We start from the raw sequence: 21873 nt of genomic DNA on the forward strand, positions 1-21873 counted from the left end.
TTTTCACAAATATAACTCTTATCTAACTATCTATTCGTCAGCGCATTACAAAACCTATTGTTTCGCATTCCAAAAGCGGCTGTTTTGCACGGTAAAAGCGTAGGTTTTGCGTTGCAAAACCTACGCTTTCGCAATGTCAAAACACAGTTATCGCTTTTTAACGGAATTATCATTACAAAGTTAAGCAGAAATATTCTCACGGTTTCATTAGCGAACTTGCTTAAAAACATCTGTGAGATAACCTTGTTTAACCTGTTTTCTTATATCGAACTCACGTATTGATAATATCGAAAAAGCGATAGCTTAATATGTCTTTATCTTACTTTTGCTTATAATAATGTATAGAGCAAATAGCCCCAATGTGCTACCAACGCAGCAGCAAGACCACCGATGGTATGCGAAAGAATGGCTTTTGAGGTGAGTTCACGATACCCGATTGTATCGAGCATGGCAGTGTGCGTGCTGAGGAAACCGCTCCAACACATACCCATACCCGTAAACACAGCAATGGCATTACCGTCTATCCAGCCTTCAGAAAGAAAGTTTGGAACAAGGCTAAGGGCAGCTCCCACAGCACCAAGTGCCGTAATAGGGAATGCAATTTGGTGTGGGTCGGAGAAGCCGAACAATGGTTCCAACAACCAGTTCAGGTAGTTGGCTGCTTTGGGCAATACTGCTATGCCTTCGTAAGCTGCACCGGTAAACTCGCCCGTCTTGCTTGGACCGAAAGTAAGAATCATTACAAGCGTAGAGATAATAAGCACACCGGGGATAATGGCAACACCTACTTCCACTCCCGACTTACCACCGTCGAGCAATGAATTAAGTGTGCGCAAGAAGACAGACTTATCTTCTTCGTGCTGCGGACGCTCTACCTGCTTTTCAAACTTCTCTGCATCGAGTGCATTTTCGGTAAGATATTGTGGATAAGACTTCAATACAAAGTATTGCATGCAACGTGTTGAAACGATGCAACCGCAGCAAGCACCGAAGAAACCAATCAGTGGCTCAACGAAATAGCCTTGTCCGAGCATAAACACAATTACAATAAGTCCCATACCGAACGCAGTACCGAAGTTGGTAAGCGAAATGTACTGAAACTTCTTGAAGTATCCGCTAAAGTGCTTATCCTGCGCTAAAGTAATGATAGCAGGGTTGTCCGAAAGGAAAGTAAGTATTGCTCCGAGCGATGCAACACCGGGAAGGTGAAACAACGGACGCATGAGCGGGCGCAGAAACTTCTCGATAAGGTCTACTACACCAAATTCTACAAGGAGCTTGCCTAACGCTCCGGTCAGTACACAGATTGCCATTAGATAGAAGCAAGTGTTCAACAACAAATCGTGCGCTGTGTGCATAATTGTGTTGAGCATAGGTGCAACACCCATTACCCAGCCAATGCCGCCGAATAAAGCAATAATAATGAGCAGACACATAACACCTTTGGGCAATATCTGCTTCGACTTTTGGGTCGTGTTTTGTTGGTTTTGTTCCATTTTTTGTTTAGGAGTTGTTTCACTGGTTTTAAATTTCGGGCGTAAAATTACTACATTTTTCATAATTACCGCATTAAAAATCGGAAAATCTTTCATTCTCTTCAAACATATTCGGGAAGTTCGGTAAGAAGACACGAATATAGCGTTTCTTCAACCGTTTTTTCATTATTATTGAGTATTGCCACATAAAACAAAAGTTCATATCTTTGCAATCAAGTAGGCGACATAATTAATTGGTACCGCACTCAGGTCTGTATTTCAGCCGGTCTGCCGGCTTGAAGAGGTTGCATAGCAGGCTACACAACTGACGAGAGACGAAAGAATGGTGCGGAAAAGGTGTAAAGGCAGATGGCAACGCCTATGGTAAAACAAAATAAAAAAGATGTAGGCGATTAATTTCAGACATCTATTTGCAAACAACTATAATCGTATAACAACAATGAAAAGAATTTTATTTATCTTCGCTTTGATAGCAACCATTGCATCGGCGAACGCACAAACAAGTAGAAAAAGCATGGAAGCGCAACCTCCAACCCTCACTTCCGACGAGCTATTGGACCAAGCTGCCCGGCTTGTAGGCAAGGAAGTATATGTAAAAGGCAAGGTTACGCATGTTTGCCATAACTCCGGAAAGAAGGTGTTTCTTGCTACCGGCGACGAGAACAAGACGATTCAGGTGTTCGCCGATGCAAATGGCAACATCGAAAAGTTCAGCACCGACTTGATAGGAAAGCAGATTGGCGCGAAAGGAATTGTTGCAGAACACCGCATCAGCAAGGAAACCATCGACAAACAAGAGAAGGAAATAGCAGCCGAATTGGAGAAAGAGGACTGCATGAACGTAGAAAGATGCAACAACGTAATGAGCAATTACAAGAAAATGCAGGCGTGGATAGCTGCCAACAAAACCGACTATTACCCCATTTACTTCGTGAAAGCCACATCGTACGACGTTCTGAAGTAAGCGCACAGCGCAACTTAAAAACAGTTGTTACTTAGCGGTGATAGCCTATTTAATGAGTGAAAAGAAGGGAATAAAAGAGGATAAAGCAACTTAGACTTACAAAAAAGCCCCATCGAAAGGTTATAGACAACCGACTGTAACCTTTCGGTGGGGCTTTTATATGGCTGCTGTTTATTTCTTTTTCAATAGCCGATAGCCAACCATTCCGCCAATGATGGACGCTACGAAAATACCAACTTTCGCCTGAATGTAATTGTCGGGCGAATTGAAAGCAAGCATCGTAACAAACATTGACATCGTGAAACCGATGGAAGCGAGAAATCCCAAGCCTACAACAGTGCGCCACGTCATAGACCGCGAACGCTTTCCGAGTCCCAGCTTCTCCGTTACCCACACGGCAAAGACAATGCCTAAAGGCTTGCCGAACAGCAAACCGGCTATCACGCCCAACGCTACGTTGTTGGCACTTAGCACTGTAAAGTTCATATCAACGAAGGATATTCCTGCATTCGCCAGCGCAAAAATGGGCATAATAACGAACGAAACCAAGGGGTGAAGCCCATATTCGAGACGCTGAAGCGGTGGCATTGCCTGTACAGAATCGTTCTTTACCTTTGCAAGAATTTCCAATTGCTCAGGCTCGAGCGTTCTGACATCGTTCGGTTCTGCCTGTTCAAACTGCCTTGTAAGCTTTTTTATGCGGGCAATAAAGGCTGTTTCGGGAATACGAGAGTCTGCCGGAATGACCATCGCAGCAAGAACTGCGGAAATCGTAGCATGGATACCGGACGTCAGGAACGCCACCCACACGCCTCCAATGCCCAATACGCCATAGAACCAAATGTTCTTTACGCCCAAGCGGTTGCCGATAAACATAACCAAAAGGAAGGCTAAGCCCACCGCCAAACTGCTAAACGAGATGTGAGAAGTATAGAACAGCGCGATAACAAGCACCGAACCAAGGTCATCGACAATCGCCAGCGTAGTCAGAAAAACCTTTGCCGAGATAGGTACACGGTCGCCGAGTATGTACAAAACCGCCAAGGCGAAAGCTATATCCGTTGCCATCGGAATTCCCCAGCCATGCGCTACGGGCGTTCCCCAATTGAAAAGAAGATAGGTTCCTGCGGGAAACAGCATGCCAAAGATGGCTGCAGCCACAGGCAGCGTAACTTTACGGAGTTCGCGAAGCTCACCGCCGACAAACTCTCGCTTTAGTTCCAGCCCCACCACGAAGAAGAACATCGACATAAGACCGTCGTTAATCCAGTGCTCTACACTGAAGTTCAGCAGCGGCTGCCCATCAACGATAAAGCCAAAATGATGTTCAAGGAAGTGGGAATAGTCCTCTCTTAAAGGCGAATTTGCCAATACCAACGCCAAAACGACGAAGATTGCCAAGACAATACCGCTCGAACGCTCACGCTGCAAAAACTGCATGGCGGGAATGATGAGGTGATTTTCGATATTCTTCTGATAGTTTTCTCTCATATATTATATAAATGTTATCCTGTTCGTAATAAACACACGCATAGTTTTAAGCAAGTTTCTGTGTAGAAACCAAGCCTGTTATCCGTTCCGTTTGCTCAGCTTTTTCTGTACTTCAACGTACTCTCATAATGTTTCACTGCCTAAAAAATCAAGCATAAATGCCACTAACAAGGTGGAGTTTTTCTACTTTTACAAGTACAAAGATACGTTAAAAATATTACAAAAGCAGAGTAAAAGGGCTTTATCGTTTCATTTTTAACATTTAATCTTATTCTTTTATAGCTTTTTTCAAGTATTGGTTGCTGCCGGAATGTTTGCTATTCAATTGTTATTGTTCAGAATTAAGTTGTATATTTGTGCTACAAAACAACATATACGGAACAGAATAACACATCATTTTGGCAGACAGTGAAGGGTTACTTCAATGCGCTGCCCGACAAAAAAAACGAGGAAGAAACGATAAAACAGATAAGCAGTGGCGTTGCTTTCCATAATTAATAGTGGGCGTTTTTTCGGCTTAACTTTGTAAAGATAATTCTCTTAAAAAACGATAACTGCGTTTTGGCGTTGCGAAAGCGGCTGTTTTACGATGTAAAACCTACGGTTTTACCGTGCAAAACAGCCGCTTTTGGAACGCAAAACAATAGGTTTTGTAATACACTGACGGACAGATGGTTAAGCGATAGTTGCGCTTGCGAAAAATATTTACGGTTTTATTACATTCTTTTCGTTCATTTCTCCTGCTCTTCCGTACTGCTTCTACCACACGCCTGCCCTATCGTTACTCGTCGTAACCGATGGGGCGGAACTGCTTTTGCCGCTCGCTATACACGAATCCTGCCGTTTTCAGGCGGGTTTGCAAATGCTCCGGCGTTTCGTTGAAATAGTAGCAGAGCGATGAAAGCGTATCAAATTCCTCGTCGCGCAAGAGCATGTTCACTGCACTTACAAGGATTGCGGGGTCGTTGGGTAATTTTTCCATAAGACTAAAATATGTATTCTGCATTGGCAAAACGTAGCAACAAAAAGCCTCAAAAGCCTATTTCTTGCAGCCCTGCCAATAAGTTCTGATTATAAGAAATGTCCCAAATGACAATGCAAATGGGACATTATTGGTTTATTTCATTGATTTTCCGACAAACTGCAAAGGCAGCAAGTCTTTAATGGTGTCGATAACATAAACACCTTCCGTACCGTAAAGCAAGATACGAACAGCCTGTTTGTAGCGGTCTTCTATTTCCAATACCACCTGTCGGCATGCTCCGCAAGGCACAATAGGCTGCTTCATCAGTCCTCCGCCATTGCGTGCAGCTATCGCCAACGCCTTTATGGGTTGGTCGGGGCGTGTGCTTTGCGCTGCAAAAACAGCCGAACGCTCGGCACAAAGTCCTGACGGATAGGCTGCATTCTCTTGGTTTGCGCCCATCACCATTTCGCCATTCTCCAACAGCAAGGCTGCTCCCACGCTGAAATGGCTGTAAGGCGAATAGCTGTTTTTGGTGGCTTCAATTGCCGTTGCTATAAGCGTTTGCTCGTCGGCAGACAGTTCTTCCAACCGGCAGACACCTATTTTAATATTTATATCAATTTGCTTCATAAGCTATTTCTTAGTCTTTCTTCTTTTCGGGTCTATATTCATAGCAACCTATGTCGGGCTTCTCGTCGCGTGCAAAGCCGTCGTGGTCGGTGGCACTGATGCCATTGGGCAAAGCAATACCTATATCGCGGGCTTTCGATTTCTCGGAAAGATGGAAGTCGTAAGCCTGCTTGTTGCCGTCTATCTTACAGAAATGCTTCTCTCCCGACTGCACCGTGTCGGCAGCTTCTTCCCACACCACTTCGACATACTTGGCTGCATCGAGTTCCTTTGGCTTTATGGTGCGCAGGATACTGTGGTCGAATTTGAAGTTCTGAGCGGCTTCATCGGTGAAAGCACCCATTATCACGTCTTCGGCATACCCCGTTATAAGGGTGTTGAAAACATTGAATTGTTGGAGCGTGTATTGCTTTCCGTCGTTACTGTTTCCGAACCGCAACGCTGCACCACGGTTTCCGTCGAAAGGATAGAACTGCGCAAGGGTGCAATGGCTCAACGTTATGTCGCCGCCAAAGAAGGCAGCACAGTCTTTCAACGTGTTTGTTATTTGGCTGTTGCTGATGTCTATTTTGCAGTTGGTAGCAAGCAAACCATACCCCTGACAGTTATGTACGGTGCTCCGACGGAGCGAAAGCGTAGAACGCTCGACACTCGACGAGTCGCACACAATGCCATTGTAGGTCGAATGAATATCGGCAAACTCTATTTCGTTGTCGTAACTTGACGTATTGAAATGAATGCCTTGCCACTGTCCGCTCACACGGTCGTAGGGCAAATAGTCGAACATATAGTCCAAACGGTCGCCCCGCAGCGTAACAATCTTGTCGGCTGTTCCTGCTATTTTCAGCTGTCCGTGCACATCAATGCCCGCCTTATTCGAGAAATAAAGGGTGGTTCCTGCGCCAATGGTAAGCGTTGCCCCCTCGTTCACCTTAATGCCTCCTTGCACCACAATGGCTTTTGGCTTTGTATGGTGGTATCGTGCTTTATCTCAATGTTATTCAAAAGTTCGGCGTCCCAACTGTAAGCCTTCAGGTTTACTTTCTGTTGCACGGTGCTTTCGAGTGTAAACACAAGGTTGTCTTCCACCAACTGCGGGTCGGTTTTGCCGTTCTTGGGCGTTGTAAGTTCCACGAAGACACGAATGCTGTCCTTGTTTCGCACCTCAAGTCCGTTTACCTGATACCCGTTTGCCTGTCCCAAGAAGATGCCGTCTACATTCACTCGGAATCCCGTTTGGTTGCCTTGCTCCAACCGAACATTGGCAAGGCGTATGCCATTGCCCGACCGATTGTAGACCCAAAATGTCTTTGTAGGGGTTGGAACTTTCGAGAACGTAGTATCAAGGCGCACCGTATCTGTTGAAAATGCCAACAGATTGCTTTTCGACGTCGTAAAAGTATCGTCGTCGTTGCAAGCCGTTACCAATCCGACAACAGCCAACAGCAGCATATATGCAAGTATTCTAAACTTCTCCATTGGTATAATAACGCAGAAAAACACTACTTATTACATTATTATAATAAAATTACAAGCAAACAGGAGAGTATCTTCGTCTTCAAATTATTACACCGAACTCACGTTATTCATAAACGAAAAGAAGATAATAAAGACGTAAATATTTTTCACAAACTCAGCTATTATCTAACTGTCTATTCGCCAGCGCATTACAAAACCTATTGCTTCGCATTCCAAAAGCATCATTTAAATATTAAGATATTTTAATAAATAGGGGGGTAAATGTACGAATATCAAAAAAAACTATTACCTTTGCAATTCAATTATAATTATAAAACAATCTGAACAATAAATAAACAGCGTCCATGAAACGAAAGAAATGTTTATTCAGCTTTATACTTGCACTATTAGCAAGCATACCAACATTAGTAAGTGCAGACATTGTTACGGGTAAAGTCGTAGACGACAAGACCGGCGAACCGCTGGCAATGGCCTCAGTACAGATAGTTTGCAAGAGGGGTGAATCTACATATTGGAACTCTACCACTACCGATTCGTTGGGCAACTTCAGCAATCGATGCTATGCCGAAGGGCGAATGACCGTAACGGTGAGCCTTTTAGGCTACCACAGCACAAAGAAAAGAGCCTACTGCGGAAGCGGTACAACTGCCGACACCATAAAGTTGGGAGAGTTCAGACTGAAACCGTCGGACGTTGTACTCGACGAAGTTTTGGTGTCTGCAAAGGCGAAACGTTTCACCATACAGGGCGATACGATTGTGTTTAACCCCGCCGCATTCAAGCTAACCGAAGGTGCACGACTGAAAGAACTCATAGAGAAGCTGCCCGGAGTAACAAAAAGGGACGGTAAACTATATTGGAACAACAAACCTTTACGCCTCCAAATGAACGGACGCGATATATTCGGGGGCAGCGGAATAGTTGCCGATTTGCCTGCCGAAGCCGTTCAGAACATTAAAAGCTACAACAAAGCAAGCGATTTTGCCAAACATTCGGGCAAGGACGACGGCAAGGAAGACCAAGTTCTGGATATTAAAATAAAGGCGAGCTTTATGGATAAATGGTATGGCGACATAAAGGCAAGGGTGCAATCGCCCAAGAACTATCAAGCTTCCATAAGTTCTTCAAAACTCAGTGATAAAAATCCGATAATGTTCCACCTCGATGCCAACAACATAAACCAATATCAGAAGGTGGGTACAAACTGGTGGGAAAACGGAGACTTCGACTATTTCGGCAAGGCGCAGAATGCCGCCTTAGGCTATCAGCATAATTTCACTGCACTCGAAAAGGAAACAAACTACATTGCCTTTACTTCCAACTTCAATCACAAAGACGGCTGGGGAACCGACTACGAAGCTGCGCAATACTTCTCGCCAAACAATATTACGACGTGGAGCCTCGACCGAAAGAAACACTATAACCACGAAATAGCACCCGAAGTGCGCGCCGATTTGGTTTCGTACACCGATAAAAAGAACTTCTTGGGAGTCAATCTTACGTTCAACTACAAACTGGAACGAAACAACACCGAGACCGGTAGCGCACGCTTCGACACCGATACAAAGCCTTACGGCGACTTTCCTTTAGACTTGGCTTTGAGCGCAGGGCACGGCGACGCTGTCTATCGGCACATCATTAACAGGGAGCGGTCGTACCAACAACGCATCAACGAAGGTGGAGAAATGCAACTCTATGCCCTCTGGAGACACTTCATCGGCAAGAAAGCACAGTTGGAAATCAACACCACTCTTTCGTATGGGAATGGCAATAACCGCTTCGACGCCCACCGCGAGTTGGAGTATATAAGCAAAGGAACAGCTTCGCCGCTCTATCAATACAGCCGTGCGCCCTACCATAACATAGAGGCAAACGGCAAGGTAACGTTGGAATACCATATCAACGATGCCCTCTTGCTGAAAGCCTCGCAGAAGTTCAAGGCAGGAAACAATACCATTCGGCAGAGTTTTTACAGTTCTTCAATCGCTTCAAAGATTGAAAACGACCCCGCAAGCGTGCTCGATGCGGCAAACAGCTATCGCAGTAAGCAGCACGAAACCAATACAACAAGCAGCGTAGGACTGGCCTACAAGGTGGGCAACTGGCAGTTTATTCCTAAAATAGACTTCAATTTAAACCGGGAAGAACTGAACTATCAGCGTGGACGACTGGACACCGTGGCACACCGCAACAGCAATACGTGGACGCCGGAAATGCTCATAAAGTGGAAAATAAATAAAAGCAACCGCTTCGATTTCGCCTTCAACTACACAACAAAACTGCCCGAACTGCTTTCAACTTTGGGCTACCGAGACGATACCGACCCATTTTGGATAGTGGAAGGCAACCCTTTCCTGCAACGCAGTCATCAGCACACAACCTCGCTAAACTATGTTGCCACACTGGGAAAGCAGCAGGCAATGTTCCTTTTCAAGGTGGGTTACACACACATTATCAACCCGATAGCAACCGTCTACGACTTCGACTCGCAAACAGGAGTGTACCGCAGCCACAGCGAAAACGTGCGCAGCGGAAACGATTGGTTCGCAGAACTGACCTTCGACAAGAGCTTTGGCGACTACATACACTTCTCGAACAAGGCGGAAGCGCATTTCAAGAAGTCGTATGGCTACCTTGCTGCCTTCAACGAACATACCGCACAAGAACAAAACCAGCTGAAAATGTTCACTTTCACATCAAATCCCGAACTGTCGTATGAGAGCGATTGGCTGCAAACAAGCCTCTTCGGAGAAATTGATTTGCAACGAAACAGATACTCGTTGGCAAGCCAATACAACAACACACCTATTCGCTACGCCTACGGTTTGCGCACAACAGTGAAGTGGAAGGGCTGGGAAATAAGCAGCGAAATAAAAGACAAAGCCACAACAGGCTATCTTGCACAGGAACTGAACCGCCACCGCATACTCTGGGAGGGCTACATTCGCTACGTTTGGAAGAAGAGCAAGAGTTGGATTGGCTTAAGTTTCGACGATATTCTGAACCAAAACCGCAACTATTCTCTCGATGTAAACTCATCGAGTCGCACCGAAAAATGGAACGAAATACAGCACCACTACGTTTCTTTAACCTTCAATTACCACTTCGATGCGAAGGGAAAGAAAAATAAGGAATAGTGTAATGCACAGCAAAACTGCCTTCGGCGCAATTTATTTACATGTAAATAAATTCTTCTTTACGTGTAGATAAATATTTACTTACACGTAAAGAAATATTTTTCTACGTGTAAAGAAATGAAGAAACCTAAACAAAGCCCCCTCTCGAGCGTCTGCTCAAGAGGGGCTTGCATATATTTTACGTGTCAGAAGCTGATTAGTCGAGCCACTTAACGTATGAGAAGTCTTGGCGGTGTGGCAGCAAATCGTTCTTAGGATACATACGAACGGCACACTTGAAAGCACCTGCATCAGAAGCATCGAAGTCTAATCGGAAGGTGTAGAGGTTGCCGTCGGTATTTACAAGCTTGAACGGAAGCACCTTGTGAATGGTTACATCGTCGGTAGGATTGCTGTCGAGCATCACAAATTCCAAACCTACTGCATCTTGAAGACCTTGTTCGTCGATGGTGTAAGTAAGGGTTGTTACCTTGCCTGTTACAGCATTGTGCAACGAATCGAAGTTGCTTTCTACGACATTGATGCTGTCCCAACGCTCGGCAACGGTCTCCTTCCACAGTGCAATTTCCTTTGCAAGGCGGTTGTCGTTGGCGTGCAACCGTGCAGCACGTTCTGCCTGCTTGTTGTAGAACTTAGAATAGTAGTCGTCCAACTGACGCTTCATGGTGTAATGAGGTGCGATAGTAGCGATTGAATTCTTTACTACCTTCACCCATTCTTCCGAATAGGTCTTGCCTTCGGTCTTGTTGAAGAACAACGGAGTTATCTCGTTTTCCAACAAACTGTAAATAGTTGCAGCATCGAGTTGGTCTTGATACTCTTGATTTTGGTAGGTACGCTTCTGCGGCAATGCCCAACCTGCGCCTTCGCGATAGCCTTCTACCACCAGCCGTCGAGTACTGAAAGGTTCACAACACCGTTCATCTCTGCCTTTTCGCCCGATGTTCCGCTGGCTTCCAATGGGCGTGTCGGGGTGTTCATCCAAATATCGACACCCGAAACAAGGCGGCGTGCAAGTTCCATGTCGTAGTCTTCGAGGAAGATAATCTTACCGAGGAACTGCGGCATACGCGAAATTTCAAAGATGCGCTTAATCAATCCCTGACCTGCACCGTCGGCCGGGTGTGCCTTACCTGAGAAGAAGAAGAGCACCGGACGCTCCGGATTGTTCACAATCTTTTCCAAACGCTCCAAGTCGGTGAAGAGAAGATGCGCACGTTTGTAGGTTGCAAAACGACGGCAGAAGCCTATCATCAATGCGTTAGGGTTGATTTTCTCAAGGATAGAAACCACCTTTGCCGGGTCGCCTTGGTTGCGAAGCCATTGCTGGGTGAACTTATCGCGGATATATTTAATAAGTTTGTTCTTCAAAGCCATACGTGTTTCCCAGATTTCGGCATCGGGAACATCGTATATTGCATGCCAAATGCTCTCGTTGCTTTGGTCTGCCATGAAGTTCTTATCGAAGTATTTGTTGTAGACTCTGCGCCATTCGGTAGCTGCCCATGTAGGGAAATGGACACCGTTAGTAACGTAGCCTACGTGGTTCTCTTCGGGGAAATAGCCCTTCCACAGCGGTGCAAACATCTTTTGGCTTACCCAACCGTGCAAGCGAGATACACCGTTGATTTCCTGCGACGTGTTGCAAGCGAAGGTACTCATACAGAAACGTTCGCTGTGGTCGTCGGGATTGGTGCGCCCCATGCCGATAAATTCGTCCCAAGTAATGCCCAACTTTGCCGGATAACCTGACATATACTTGCTGAAGAGCACTTCGTCGAAGTAGTCGTGCCCTGCCGGTACAGGTGTGTGAACGGTGTAAAGCGAAGAAGCGCGCACCAGTTCCATAGCCTGATTGAAAGTCAAACCTTGTTCAACATAATCGCAAAGGCGTTGCAAGTTGCAAAGTGCAGCGTGGCCCTCGTTGCAGTGGTAGATGTCTTTCTTTATGCCGAGCTTCTTCAAAGTGAGTATGCCGCCGATACCGAGCAATATTTCCTGCTTGATGCGGTTTTCCCAATCGCCGCCATAAAGGGCGTGGGTGATAGGACGGTCGAACTCTGAATTCATTTCGTTGTCGGTATCGAGCAAGTAGAGTTTTATGCGTCCTACGTTCACTTGCCATACCAATGCGTGCACTATATAGTTGTTATAAGGTACTTCAACCCTCATTTGGTTGCCGTCAGCATCAAGTACACGCTCGATAGGAAGGGAGTTGAAAGTCTGCGCATCGTACTTTGCTATCTGCTCGCCGTCCATTGAAAGGCTCTGACGGAAGTAGCCGAAACGATATAGGAAACCCACTGCGCAGAGGTCTACATTGGAGTCTGACGCTTCTTTAAGATAGTCGCCTGCAAGCATTCCCAAACCTCCTGAATAGATTTTCAGCACTTGATTGAGTCCGAACTCCATACAGAAGTAGGCTACCGAAGGACGTTTTGCGTTAGGTTTCACGTTCATATAGTCGGTAAACATCTTATAAACGTCCTTCACACGCTTCATCAAGTCTTTGTCTTTAACAATGGCTTCCTTGCGGTCGTAGCTTAATTGTTCGAGCAACAATACCGGATTGTGCCCTACTTTCTCGTAAAGGTCTTCGTCCAAACGAGTGAAAAGGCTGCGCGCCTCGTGTGTCCAACCATACCAAAGGTTGTGTGCTATCTCGTCGAGACAAGCCAATTCCTTTGGAAGACTTGATTTAATATTCACCTCTTTCCATTGAGGTTCATTTGAATAATCAGACTTAATTTTCATAATTTTATTTATTCTGTTTTTATATTTTATGCGTTAATCGTTGCTGTTCTATACGTTTGCTTTCGTTGTTTCGCATTTATTCTTGCGTTGCGGTTCTTTATTGCGATGTCGTAAGCAGTTTCGTAAGCGTGTATAAACTCGCTCCATAGGGCTTTCTTCGATAGCTTTTGTGCATTTGCCCTGCATTTATCGACTGCCTTTTTGTCCATTACGGCGTACTCTTTTATCGTTTCCTTGATGCTGTCTGCCACTTCCGAATAGTTGTCGTCGGTGCGATGTATCACCTTTACACCGTCCGTTATCTCGCAATATCTGCCCTTCCGGCGGTTTGCCCATAAGCCAAAGCCTGCAAGGTCGGTTGTTATGCAAGGCACTTTAAACGCTACCGCCTCCAACGGAGTATATCCCCAAGGCTCGTAATACGATGGATAGATGCAGAGGTCGTTGCCCAACACCACATCGTAATAAGGCATATCAACGATGCCATCGCTGCCATTCAGGTAGCAAGGCACAAATATCAGCTTCACTTTGTCGGTCGGCGCATTCTTAATACCTAAGTGGCGCATCATGTTCAGCACTTTATCGCTGTCCGTATCGTACAGTTCGTGGGTAACAAACGGCAGCTCCAATGCGGTGTCGTACACGTTGTTGGTTGCCAAACGCTCCTGCAAATCGGCACGAGGGCGTGCCACCCACCCCGGCACTTCTATGAAAGCGAGAACGTTGCGTTGCAGTTTCTCGTCGTGGTTCAGTCGGTTCATTGCATCAATAAACACGTCGATGCCTTTGTTTCTGAACTCATAACGACCACCGGTAGATACAATGAGTGTATCGTCGCCGAGTGTTGTGCCCGTGAGAGCCTCTGCTATGCGCAGCAACTGCTTGCGTGCTGCTTTGCGTTTCTTGGTGAATGCGGCTGCTTTCGGTACGAAATCGTCTTCAAAACCATTTGGTAGCACCACGTCTACAGGCTTATCCAAAAGTTCCTTACACTCTAAAGCGGTAATCTCGCTCACCGTTGTGAAGCAGTCTACATAATGTGCGGTTTGCTTTTCAATGGAGTGTTTGCTCTCCATATTCAGCTCTTCTGCCATCTGATCGCCATTGTAAGCCTGAAGATAGCCGTACAACGGTTTGTTGTTACCTGCTATACTGCGCCCTATTCCCGTTGCGTGGGTAGTAAAAAGTGTGGCTATCTCGGGCACATTGTGTTGCAAAACCAATGCTGCGAAGCCTGTTTGCCATTCGTTGGCGTGGAATATGACGTTCTTACAGTTGCGCAGGTAGAAACGGTAATAGCTTTCTACAACCTTCGCAGCTGCAAGAGAAAACATCGCGGAGTCGTCGTAATCGCCATAAGCATGCAGGCTGTCCACGCCATAGTGTTCCCAAAGTTCACCGTAGAAGCCATTCTTCTTGGCATAAAAAGATTGGAAATCTACCAAAAACGCTATCGGACTGCCGGGAACATTCCACCGCCCGACCTTTAAAGTCAAGCCTTCGTGGTTTGCAACTGCCACCCATTCCTTAAAAAGCTCCTTATCTTCTGTGAAATAAGGGTTCTCTGTTCCATTACAACAATCGGGACCGACAAACACAACGTGGTCTCTCATCTTGTCCTGCAATGTCTTTGCACGTGTGGAAAGTACTGTGTAGATACCACCTACCTTGTTGCATACTTCCCAACTTGCTTCAAAAATAAAATCCAGAAACATCTCTTTCGCTACTTATCAATCTTTGCAAAGGTAAGATAAAAAACGAATAACAAAGAACAAAACCTATTATTTTAAGACTTTTGACCTTTAAAATATGATATAAATCACGTTTTTAACGTGAATTCGGTATAAGAACTACACCGCTATATTATTCATTAAGATACTTAAAGAAAGAATTGATTATGATTTAATATGCTTATAATCAAAAAAAGGCAAAGTATCTTGGGGCTTAAATTCTTACACTGAATTTACGTTATTCATGGGTGAAAAGAAGATAATAAAGACGTAAATATTTTTCGCAAGCATAGCTATTGCGTAACTTATTCTGCATCAACATATTACAGAACCTATTGTTTCGCATTCCAAAAGCGGCTGTTTTGCACGGTAAAAGCGTAGGTTTTGCAGCGCAAAACAGCCGCTTTCGCAATGCCAAAACGCAGTTGTTGCTTTTTAACAGAATTATCTTTACAACGTTAAACAGAAAAACGCTCACTGTTTCATCAGGGGATTTGCTTAAAAACATCTGTAAGACTACTTGCTTAAACCTGCTCTCTTATGCCGAACTCACATGTTTTTAGCAACAAAAAAAATAAATTTTGAAAAAGAAATGACCTATTTTCTGCAACAAAAAGAAAAAGAACTATCTTTGCAGAAGTTATGAAAACAAAGCTCATTATATTCATATTCGCAGCCTTCGTATTGACTTCGATGGCGTTGCCGTCTATGGCTGCAACCACCCGACCGACGTGCCAAGAAGGCGTTCCTGCCGATACAACAACGTTTAAAGGGCACATAGAGAACCAAGAATATCAAATTTGGCTCGATATAAACTTCTATAAACAAGACATTATAGTGCCGGGACAAGAGGTTTTTGGCAAAGTTGCAGGCTATCTTGGCGCAAAACGCGACACTCGAAAGTGGATTATATCCGATGTAACGATAAAAGGAAACACTGCCACACTTACAATTATCAACGACTATGGCAGCGAAGACCTTGTGGCAACGCTTACGCGCAATGCCGACGGCACCTACACTTTAAAACAAGTAGAGGGTAGCACCATACGCATCGTAGTAAACAACAAGTGGGTGAAACTTCCGAAAACGATGCTGTTCAAGTAACGGGCAATCTCACTGTTTAGTTATTTTAATGCCATTTTTCAATCGTATTTCAGGATAATAGTGTACTTTTGCACTAATTCTTAAAATACAAAATCGTTTATAAATATAAAAGAATGATAAAGAAACTGCTTGTTGCACTATGTGCCTTCGCATTCATATCTCAAACAGATGCCGTGGCGCAAGGTACGCCGGACAAAAACCATAACTTCAAGGTTGCTAAGAATTTAGAAACATTTTCTGCCATCTACAAATATCTCGACATGATGTATGTAGACACTTTGAATGCCGATGAAGTTATCGGCAATGGCATCAACGCCATGCTGCGCTCGCTCGACCCCTACACCGTTTTTTATCCGGAGGACAAGGTAAAGGAACTAAACCTGATGATTTCGGGCAAGTATGCCGGCATCGGCGCACTGATAAGATACAACCTTAAGTTAGACAACGTTGTGATAGACGAGCCTTACGAGAATATGCCTGCTGCGGAAGCCGGACTGAAAAAGGGCGATATAATACTGTCTATCAACGATTCGGCGATGCACAAAAAGACCACAAGCTACGTCAGCGACCACTTGCGTGGCGACGTTGGCACTACTTTCCTGTTAAAGATTAAACGCCCATCGACAGGCAAAACCATGAAGTTTAAAATCACTCGAAAGTCTATTCAAATGCCTGCCGTGCCCTATTACGGATTGCAGCAGAACGGAATAGGCTACTTAAACTTGAACTCTTTCACCGTAGATTGCTCAAAAGACGTTCGCCGTGCCTTCATCGAAATGAAGAAAGAAGGTATGAAATCGCTCGTGCTCGACCTGCGAAACAATGGTGGTGGCAGCCTGCAGGAAGCCATAAACATTGTGAATATGTTTGTGCCCAAAGGACTTACACTCGTGAATACCAAAGGGAAACTGCAGCCTGCCAACCGCGAATACAAGACCACAGTCGAACCGATAGACACCCTTATGCCGATAGTTGTATTGGTGAACGGCGAAACAGCAAGTGCAAGCGAAATAACAAGCGGAAGCCTGCAAGACTTAGACCGCGCTGTAATAATGGGAAGTCGCACCTATGGCAAAGGCTTGGTGCAGGCACCAATGGACCTGCCTTACAACGGAAACCTGAAACTTACAACGGGCAAATACTACATTCCGAGCGGCCGCTGCATTCAAGCCATCAACTACAAACACAGCCGCGGGGGCTACGTGGAGCATGTTCCCGACTCGCTGACAAAAGAATTCCACACGGCAAACGGCAGAATCGTGCGCGACGGAGGCGGTATCAGCCCCGACGTAAAAGTTCTTCCGGACTCGCTTCCAAACATTGCATTCTACCTTGCAAGCTCGGGAATAGACTCAACCGAGGTGATGCTGAATTGGGAACTCGACTATATAAAGCAGCACCCAACCATTGGCGAGGCGAAAGACTTTGTTATTTCAGATGCCGACTACGAGAGTTTCAAAGCTGCTGTAATAAAGAGCGGTTTCAAATACGACCGCCAAAGCGAGAAAGCAATAAAGAACCTTGTGGACATTGCAAAGTTTGAAGGCTACTACGACGATGCCAAACCCGAGTTTGAAGCATTGGAAAAGAAACTCCAACACAACCTTGCAAAAGAACTCGACCACCACAAGCAAACCATAAAACAGCTTGTTACTGCCGACCTTGTGGCAGCTTACTACTACCAACGAGGCGCAGTAGCAAACAGCCTGCAGTTCGACAAGCAATGGAAAGAAGCTGTAAAGCTACTCGAAAACGCGGAAGAATACAAAAAGATATTAGCACCAAAGAAGAAAGGCTGATATGCCTATGCGCAGTGCAACCTATTCTGCATGATTGGCAAAACTATTCTGCACATTTGGCATAGCTTAGGTTCTGCGGAAACTTAGTGGGCAAACGATTTTATCTTTCTTACTCAAGGCAGGTATCGAAAAACAGCTTCGACTTTGTAAATATTATTCCGTTAAAAAGTGGCAACTACACTTTGACGTTGCAAAAGCGTAGGTTTTGCGCACCGAAACCTACGCTTTTACTCTTCAAAACCTACGCTTTTGAAACGCAAAACAACAGGTTTTGTAATGCACTGACAACGAGCCGCTTAATCAATAGATACACACCTGAAAAATATTTACACTGTTATTATCTGCTTTCCGTCTATAAAACGAGGAATGCAAAGCCGATGGCGTAGCAGAAGAAACGATGCTTTCCATTCGGAAAAGCAAAACGATATGCTTGTTCACACTAAATTTCTACTACGCCGCAACTCGCTCATACGGTCAGCACAGAGCCGTTACATTAAAGCAACATTACCGTTTCCGCAAGTGTTTTTTAGTATATATAGAAACTAAAAAGCGTGTTTACCCAATGGGCAAACACGCTTTTTATATTGTCAGAGAGTCAGGAACTCTCTCTTATCTCACATTCACCTTAGCGGCTTTGTTGCCTACACGCACGATATAAGTGCCGGCAGCGAGAGACACACGTGTCTCGTTATCAGCCAATTTACTTTGGTAAGCCAACTTTCCGTCAATTGTATAAACAACGAGTGTGCTGTTCTTTGCACCAAGAACGGTGATACCGCCATTTACAAGCTGTACCTTTACATCTTCGCCTGCGCCAACACCATCAACACCTGTTGGGTTCGGGTCGAAGCTTACATAGTTGGTTATCTGGTAGAGATTAGGCAAACGAGTGTTTCGCATCAAACAAACCAGATTGTTAGCAGCATCTGTTAATTTCAGTGTAGTTACACCGTTTTCAATAGAGAACTCATCGCTTTCAAGTTCCTCGCCTTGTGGTTCGCCGTCAATCACGTCGATATGGTCGATAAACCAGCGATATTTGGTAGGCTCGTTATCAACCATAGCCTCAGAGCTTAGGTCTACCTTACCATTCACACACTTAACATCAAGAGGGTCCTGAAGGTTATAAGAGTACTTGTTGAACAGACTCTTGCCATCACGGTCTACAGCTATCGGCATGGTTGAAAATCTCAATCTGTTCTTCACAACGTTCAATACAGCCAGCTTAGGATTTTTAGAAATATCAACTTTCAACAGTCTGTTGTCGTTCAACCAAAGCTGTTCCAATGCAGGTGCATTGTCGAGTGAAACGCTTTCCAGCATATTCTTGCTCAAATCAAGGTTCCAAAGCCCGGTGTTTTCTATCTTAACATCTGTCAGCCTGTTACCGGAAAGGAAAGCAAGACCGAGCTTTTTAGCCTTCGACAGGTCGATACTCTTCAGCTTGTTTTCGTTCAAAGACAAGAAGAAGAGGTTCGGGAACTTGGTCAGGTCTATCTCTGTGAGTTCGTTACCACTCAAATTCAATTCCGTAAGAGCCGTAGAAGCCGGAATATTAACTGCCGATAAACCGGCATCAGCAAGTGCAATTGTACCTGCGTCCTTCAATCCCGAGAGGTCGGCTGCACTCATCTTGACACCTGAGACACTAAAGATAGACAGCTTTTCGTCTGCATTTGCTACAAGAACACGTACCTTGGCACCTGCCTTTGATTTTGCTCTGAAACGCTTATAGGTAGTATCCAATGTGTATTGAGTAACGTTTCCATCAGCATTCCATTCAAAATAAACAGACGTTCCCTTAACAGGACTTGCCAAAGAAAGCTCAACACTGTCGGTCTGAACTTCGGTAGTGAAAGAAGCCAACTCGTATTGTGGCATGCCAATTGGCTGCACGAAAGTTGTCTTGAATACTTTCTCGCCCTTGAAAGCAGGGTAAGCAGCATGGGTCATCTCGCAATATATCTTGCCAACACTAAGATTGACAAACTTGGTAGACCCATCTTTTATGGTATAATCTGTACCTTCTTTCAGTTTCTCGCCGTTCTCTTTCTTCCATACGTACTGCGTTGTAGCACCGTTCTTTGTAATGAACTGTTCGGAAAGGTCGATACCCGGTGAAGATGTAGAGATTTCAAGCGTATGCTGTGGAGCATAGATGAAGTGAGCCTCATCTAATCCGAAGTCCTTAGGCATATTACCCAATGTGAAGTTGTTGCCACTCACATCTAAGTCAGTGATAGGAGCAACAGGCGGAATAGCAATCTCTACCAGTTGGTTGTTGGCAGCATTCAAACGTTCCAAAAGCTCGCTGTGGTTCAGCAACAGACGAGTGAAAGCATTGTTAGAGATATTGAGAGAACGGAGGTTGTCGGCATCAGACACATCTAATGCCGTCATCTTGTTGTTGCTAATATCGAAATAGCGAACAGCATAAAAGTCATCATACTCGAAAGTTTCCAACTGGTTGTTGCTTAAATTAATGTCGCTCAACTGGCTCTTATAGAAATAAGAAGATGGTCCTTTCAGCGTAAGTCTTGAAAGCAAGTTACCGGTAAGGTCAAGCTTTTCAAGCTTATTGTTATAGCTAAGGTCAATATTTCTCAAGCCGGCGTTCCTTAAAGAAAGAACACGCAATTGGGTTAATGCCGTAAGGTCGATATTATCGATATTCAAATCGTTGGTCTCCAACAAGGTAACATAATAATCCTGCGGTACATAAACGACAATGTTTCCGGAGCCTTTGCGCTGTGTATCAATGTTTGGAGCTGTAGGACGGTCTGACTTAATCGCAATAGGAGTCAGATTGCCATCACCCAAATCTACCTTTACGGTAACAGGAGCAGCATCGGTAGCACCCAAGATACCGATAGAAATCTTTACCGGAGCACCTGCAGAACCAAGACTTGACAGTTCGACAGCCTTTATATCCTTACCGAAATCTTCGGCAGTTCTGATAGCGAAATTCTCGGTACGAATAGGATAATCCTTTAATACGCTGTTAGTGAACTGAAGGAACACTTGGTCGGTAAGGGCTTTCAACAATGTAATCTTGCCATTCTCATACTTATAATATGTATCATCGAGCTCAACAGGCTTTGTCGGGTCAGCTTTCGGAACTCTATAGAGCTTTCCGTTGGTCGTTGTTCCCTGACGCAAAACACGCTTGGTAAGGTCAATGACATCGCCCACCTTATAAGTATCGTTCAATTCCATCTCATGCTGCTCATGGTAATATTCGAACCAATTGCCGGGCAAAGGCAATGTCGCAAAGTCCATATAGTTATTGCGAACATTGACACTGTAGAGGTCTTTGTTATTGGTTACGTCGAGCGACCTGAGAAGGTTGTTGTCGCAAGAGAAAGTAAAGAGCTTTAAATTCTTGCTGACATCGAGTTTCTTGAAATTGTTACCGCCGCAGAAAAAGTAATAAAGTTCAGGGCAATGTGAAACATCAATCTCATCAAACTTCACATCAGTATTCACTGCACCAGAAGTATGAGAGACGTAAAGCTCTCTGATTTTGGGATTATTGCTGAGGTCGAGCGACTTAATACGTGAGTCGCTAACGTTCAATATCTGCAATTCCGGGTTCTTAGAGAGGTCTACAGAAGAAACGCCGGTCATATCAAGACTCAAACGTTGCAGATTAGGACAAGCCGTTGGGTCGGCTGTTTTCAAACTCAAAGAGTGATAAGCATCAAATGAGCGCAACGCAGGGAAGTTACGGAGCGTGAAGTTTGGCGAAACGTGCCCGCACTGTGGCATCTCTAATACCAACAATTTGGGAAGATAGCCTATCATCAATGGCGTTGCCGCTGTGAATGGGTTATCCTGCAGATAGATAACCTGCAGGTTCTTTAAATCATCGATATTGAGAGCGTTCAAGATGTTATGCTCCAAGTTTAATATCTGAAGATTGAGCTTACTGCTGAATTTAATCTCATCAATCTCATTACCTGAAGCATTGAAATAGTCTATCTTGGTCGGGTCGCCATAAATTTTCACCCAACCTTCCTTTGATACCTGTCCGGTATAAACGGAACCCTTGATAGATTGTTCGCCGTCCAAACGAGCAACATCTACTTCAAACTCTTCCTCACCGGCACCACAATCAATGCTGACAATCTGCTTGTTCTCCGTTGCTCCGAGTACAAATGTAACACTTGGCGTAACGCCACTACCCTGCACCTTCTCATACATGTTGGTATGAAAACTAATGATGGGCTCCTCATTCTGTGCATGCGCAGCGAGAGGATTTAAAATCATCGCCATCAAAATCAGAAAGACTGACGATAGCAAATTTAACTTATTCTTCATAT

10 protein-coding genes and 2 pseudogenes are annotated in these 21873 nt (G+C 44.7%); 4 read left to right on the forward strand and 8 right to left on the reverse strand.

Features of this window, described 5'->3' with window-relative positions; all coding sequences use genetic code 11:
• Nucleotides 1-329: 329 nt before the first annotated feature.
• The gene (locus JCM15124_RS06065; RefSeq protein WP_024998715.1) at nucleotides 330-1496 is read right to left on the reverse strand and encodes a nucleoside recognition domain-containing protein; all 1167 of its coding nucleotides are present in this window, start codon (nucleotides 1494-1496) and stop codon (nucleotides 330-332) included.
• A 439-nt stretch (nucleotides 1497-1935) separates the two neighbouring features.
• Here JCM15124_RS06065 and JCM15124_RS06070 point away from each other — a divergent pair, with 439 nt between their 5' ends.
• Complete coding sequence (locus tag JCM15124_RS06070) at nucleotides 1936-2460, forward strand: OB-fold nucleic acid binding domain-containing protein (protein ID WP_024998716.1); 525 nt, start codon at nucleotides 1936-1938, stop codon at nucleotides 2458-2460.
• Nucleotides 2461-2631: 171 nt separating this feature from the next.
• Here the strand turns inward: JCM15124_RS06070 and nhaA are convergent, their stop codons facing one another.
• The 4 genes and pseudogenes from nhaA to JCM15124_RS13485 all read right to left on the reverse strand — a co-directional run bounded on the left by nhaA (nucleotide 2632) and on the right by JCM15124_RS13485 (nucleotide 7027).
• The gene (nhaA, locus tag JCM15124_RS06075) at nucleotides 2632-3951 is read right to left on the reverse strand and encodes a Na+/H+ antiporter NhaA (protein ID WP_024998717.1); all 1320 of its coding nucleotides are present in this window, start codon (nucleotides 3949-3951) and stop codon (nucleotides 2632-2634) included.
• Between the two features lie 781 nt (nucleotides 3952-4732).
• Nucleotides 4733-4933 carry a DUF4250 domain-containing protein gene (locus JCM15124_RS06085; RefSeq protein WP_024998718.1) on the reverse strand — a complete coding sequence of 67 codons (201 nt, stop codon included), beginning with the start codon at nucleotides 4931-4933 and terminating at the stop codon, nucleotides 4733-4735.
• A 135-nt stretch (nucleotides 4934-5068) separates the two neighbouring features.
• A complete protein-coding gene (gene cdd, locus JCM15124_RS06090) occupies nucleotides 5069-5548 on the reverse strand; it encodes a cytidine deaminase (RefSeq protein WP_024998719.1) in 480 nt (159 codons plus the stop codon).
• A gap of 10 nt (nucleotides 5549-5558) precedes the next feature.
• Nucleotides 5559-7027: pseudogene (locus JCM15124_RS13485) on the reverse strand (right-handed parallel beta-helix repeat-containing protein).
• Nucleotides 7028-7371: 344 nt separating this feature from the next.
• On the opposite strand from JCM15124_RS13485, the gene JCM15124_RS06100 reads away from it, so the two are divergent.
• A complete protein-coding gene (locus JCM15124_RS06100) occupies nucleotides 7372-10164 on the forward strand; it encodes a TonB-dependent receptor (RefSeq protein WP_024998720.1) in 2793 nt (930 codons plus the stop codon).
• 196 nt (nucleotides 10165-10360) lie between these two features.
• Here the strand turns inward: JCM15124_RS06100 and glgP are convergent.
• Together glgP and JCM15124_RS06110 are read right to left on the reverse strand one after the other, a co-directional pair.
• A pseudogene (gene glgP, locus JCM15124_RS13490) lies at nucleotides 10361-12918 on the reverse strand (alpha-glucan family phosphorylase).
• 26 nt (nucleotides 12919-12944) lie between these two features.
• A complete protein-coding gene (locus JCM15124_RS06110; protein WP_024998721.1) occupies nucleotides 12945-14633 on the reverse strand; it encodes a glycosyltransferase in 1689 nt (562 codons plus the stop codon).
• A 657-nt stretch (nucleotides 14634-15290) separates the two neighbouring features.
• On the opposite strand from JCM15124_RS06110, the gene JCM15124_RS06125 reads away from it, so the two are divergent.
• The gene (locus JCM15124_RS06125) at nucleotides 15291-15752 is read left to right on the forward strand and encodes a hypothetical protein (protein WP_024998723.1); all 462 of its coding nucleotides are present in this window, start codon (nucleotides 15291-15293) and stop codon (nucleotides 15750-15752) included.
• Between the two features lie 113 nt (nucleotides 15753-15865).
• Nucleotides 15866-17551: a S41 family peptidase gene (locus JCM15124_RS06130; RefSeq protein ID WP_051527366.1), complete on the forward strand. Its 1686-nt coding sequence runs from the start codon at nucleotides 15866-15868 to the stop codon at nucleotides 17549-17551.
• A gap of 609 nt (nucleotides 17552-18160) precedes the next feature.
• Here the strand turns inward: JCM15124_RS06130 and JCM15124_RS06135 are convergent.
• Entirely contained in the window at nucleotides 18161-21871 is a 3711-nt protein-coding gene (locus JCM15124_RS06135; RefSeq protein ID WP_024998725.1) for a DUF6383 domain-containing protein, read from the reverse strand.
• Nucleotides 21872-21873: the final 2 nt, after the last annotated feature.

This window comes from Prevotella falsenii DSM 22864 = JCM 15124, from assembly GCF_000613945.1.
Taxonomy (GTDB): Bacteria; Bacteroidota; Bacteroidia; order Bacteroidales; family Bacteroidaceae; genus Prevotella; species Prevotella falsenii.

Bases quoted from the DNA above. Each gene is read 5' to 3' on its own strand.
- JCM15124_RS06065 (WP_024998715.1), bottom strand. From the start codon at position 1,496: ATGGAACAAAACCAACAAAACACGACCCAAAAGTCGAAGCAGATATTG.
- JCM15124_RS06070 (WP_024998716.1), top strand. From the start codon at position 1,936: ATGAAAAGAATTTTATTTATCTTCGCTTTGATAGCAACCATTGCATCG.
- nhaA (WP_024998717.1), bottom strand. From the start codon at position 3,951: ATGAGAGAAAACTATCAGAAGAATATCGAAAATCACCTCATCATTCCC.
- JCM15124_RS06085 (WP_024998718.1), bottom strand. From the start codon at position 4,933: ATGGAAAAATTACCCAACGACCCCGCAATCCTTGTAAGTGCAGTGAAC.
- cdd (WP_024998719.1), bottom strand. From the start codon at position 5,548: ATGAAGCAAATTGATATAAATATTAAAATAGGTGTCTGCCGGTTGGAA.
- JCM15124_RS06100 (WP_024998720.1), top strand. From the start codon at position 7,372: ATGAAACGAAAGAAATGTTTATTCAGCTTTATACTTGCACTATTAGCA.
- JCM15124_RS06110 (WP_024998721.1), bottom strand. From the start codon at position 14,633: ATGTTTCTGGATTTTATTTTTGAAGCAAGTTGGGAAGTATGCAACAAG.
- JCM15124_RS06125 (WP_024998723.1), top strand. From the start codon at position 15,291: ATGAAAACAAAGCTCATTATATTCATATTCGCAGCCTTCGTATTGACT.
- JCM15124_RS06130 (WP_051527366.1), top strand. From the start codon at position 15,866: ATGATAAAGAAACTGCTTGTTGCACTATGTGCCTTCGCATTCATATCT.
- JCM15124_RS06135 (WP_024998725.1), bottom strand. From the start codon at position 21,871: ATGAAGAATAAGTTAAATTTGCTATCGTCAGTCTTTCTGATTTTGATG.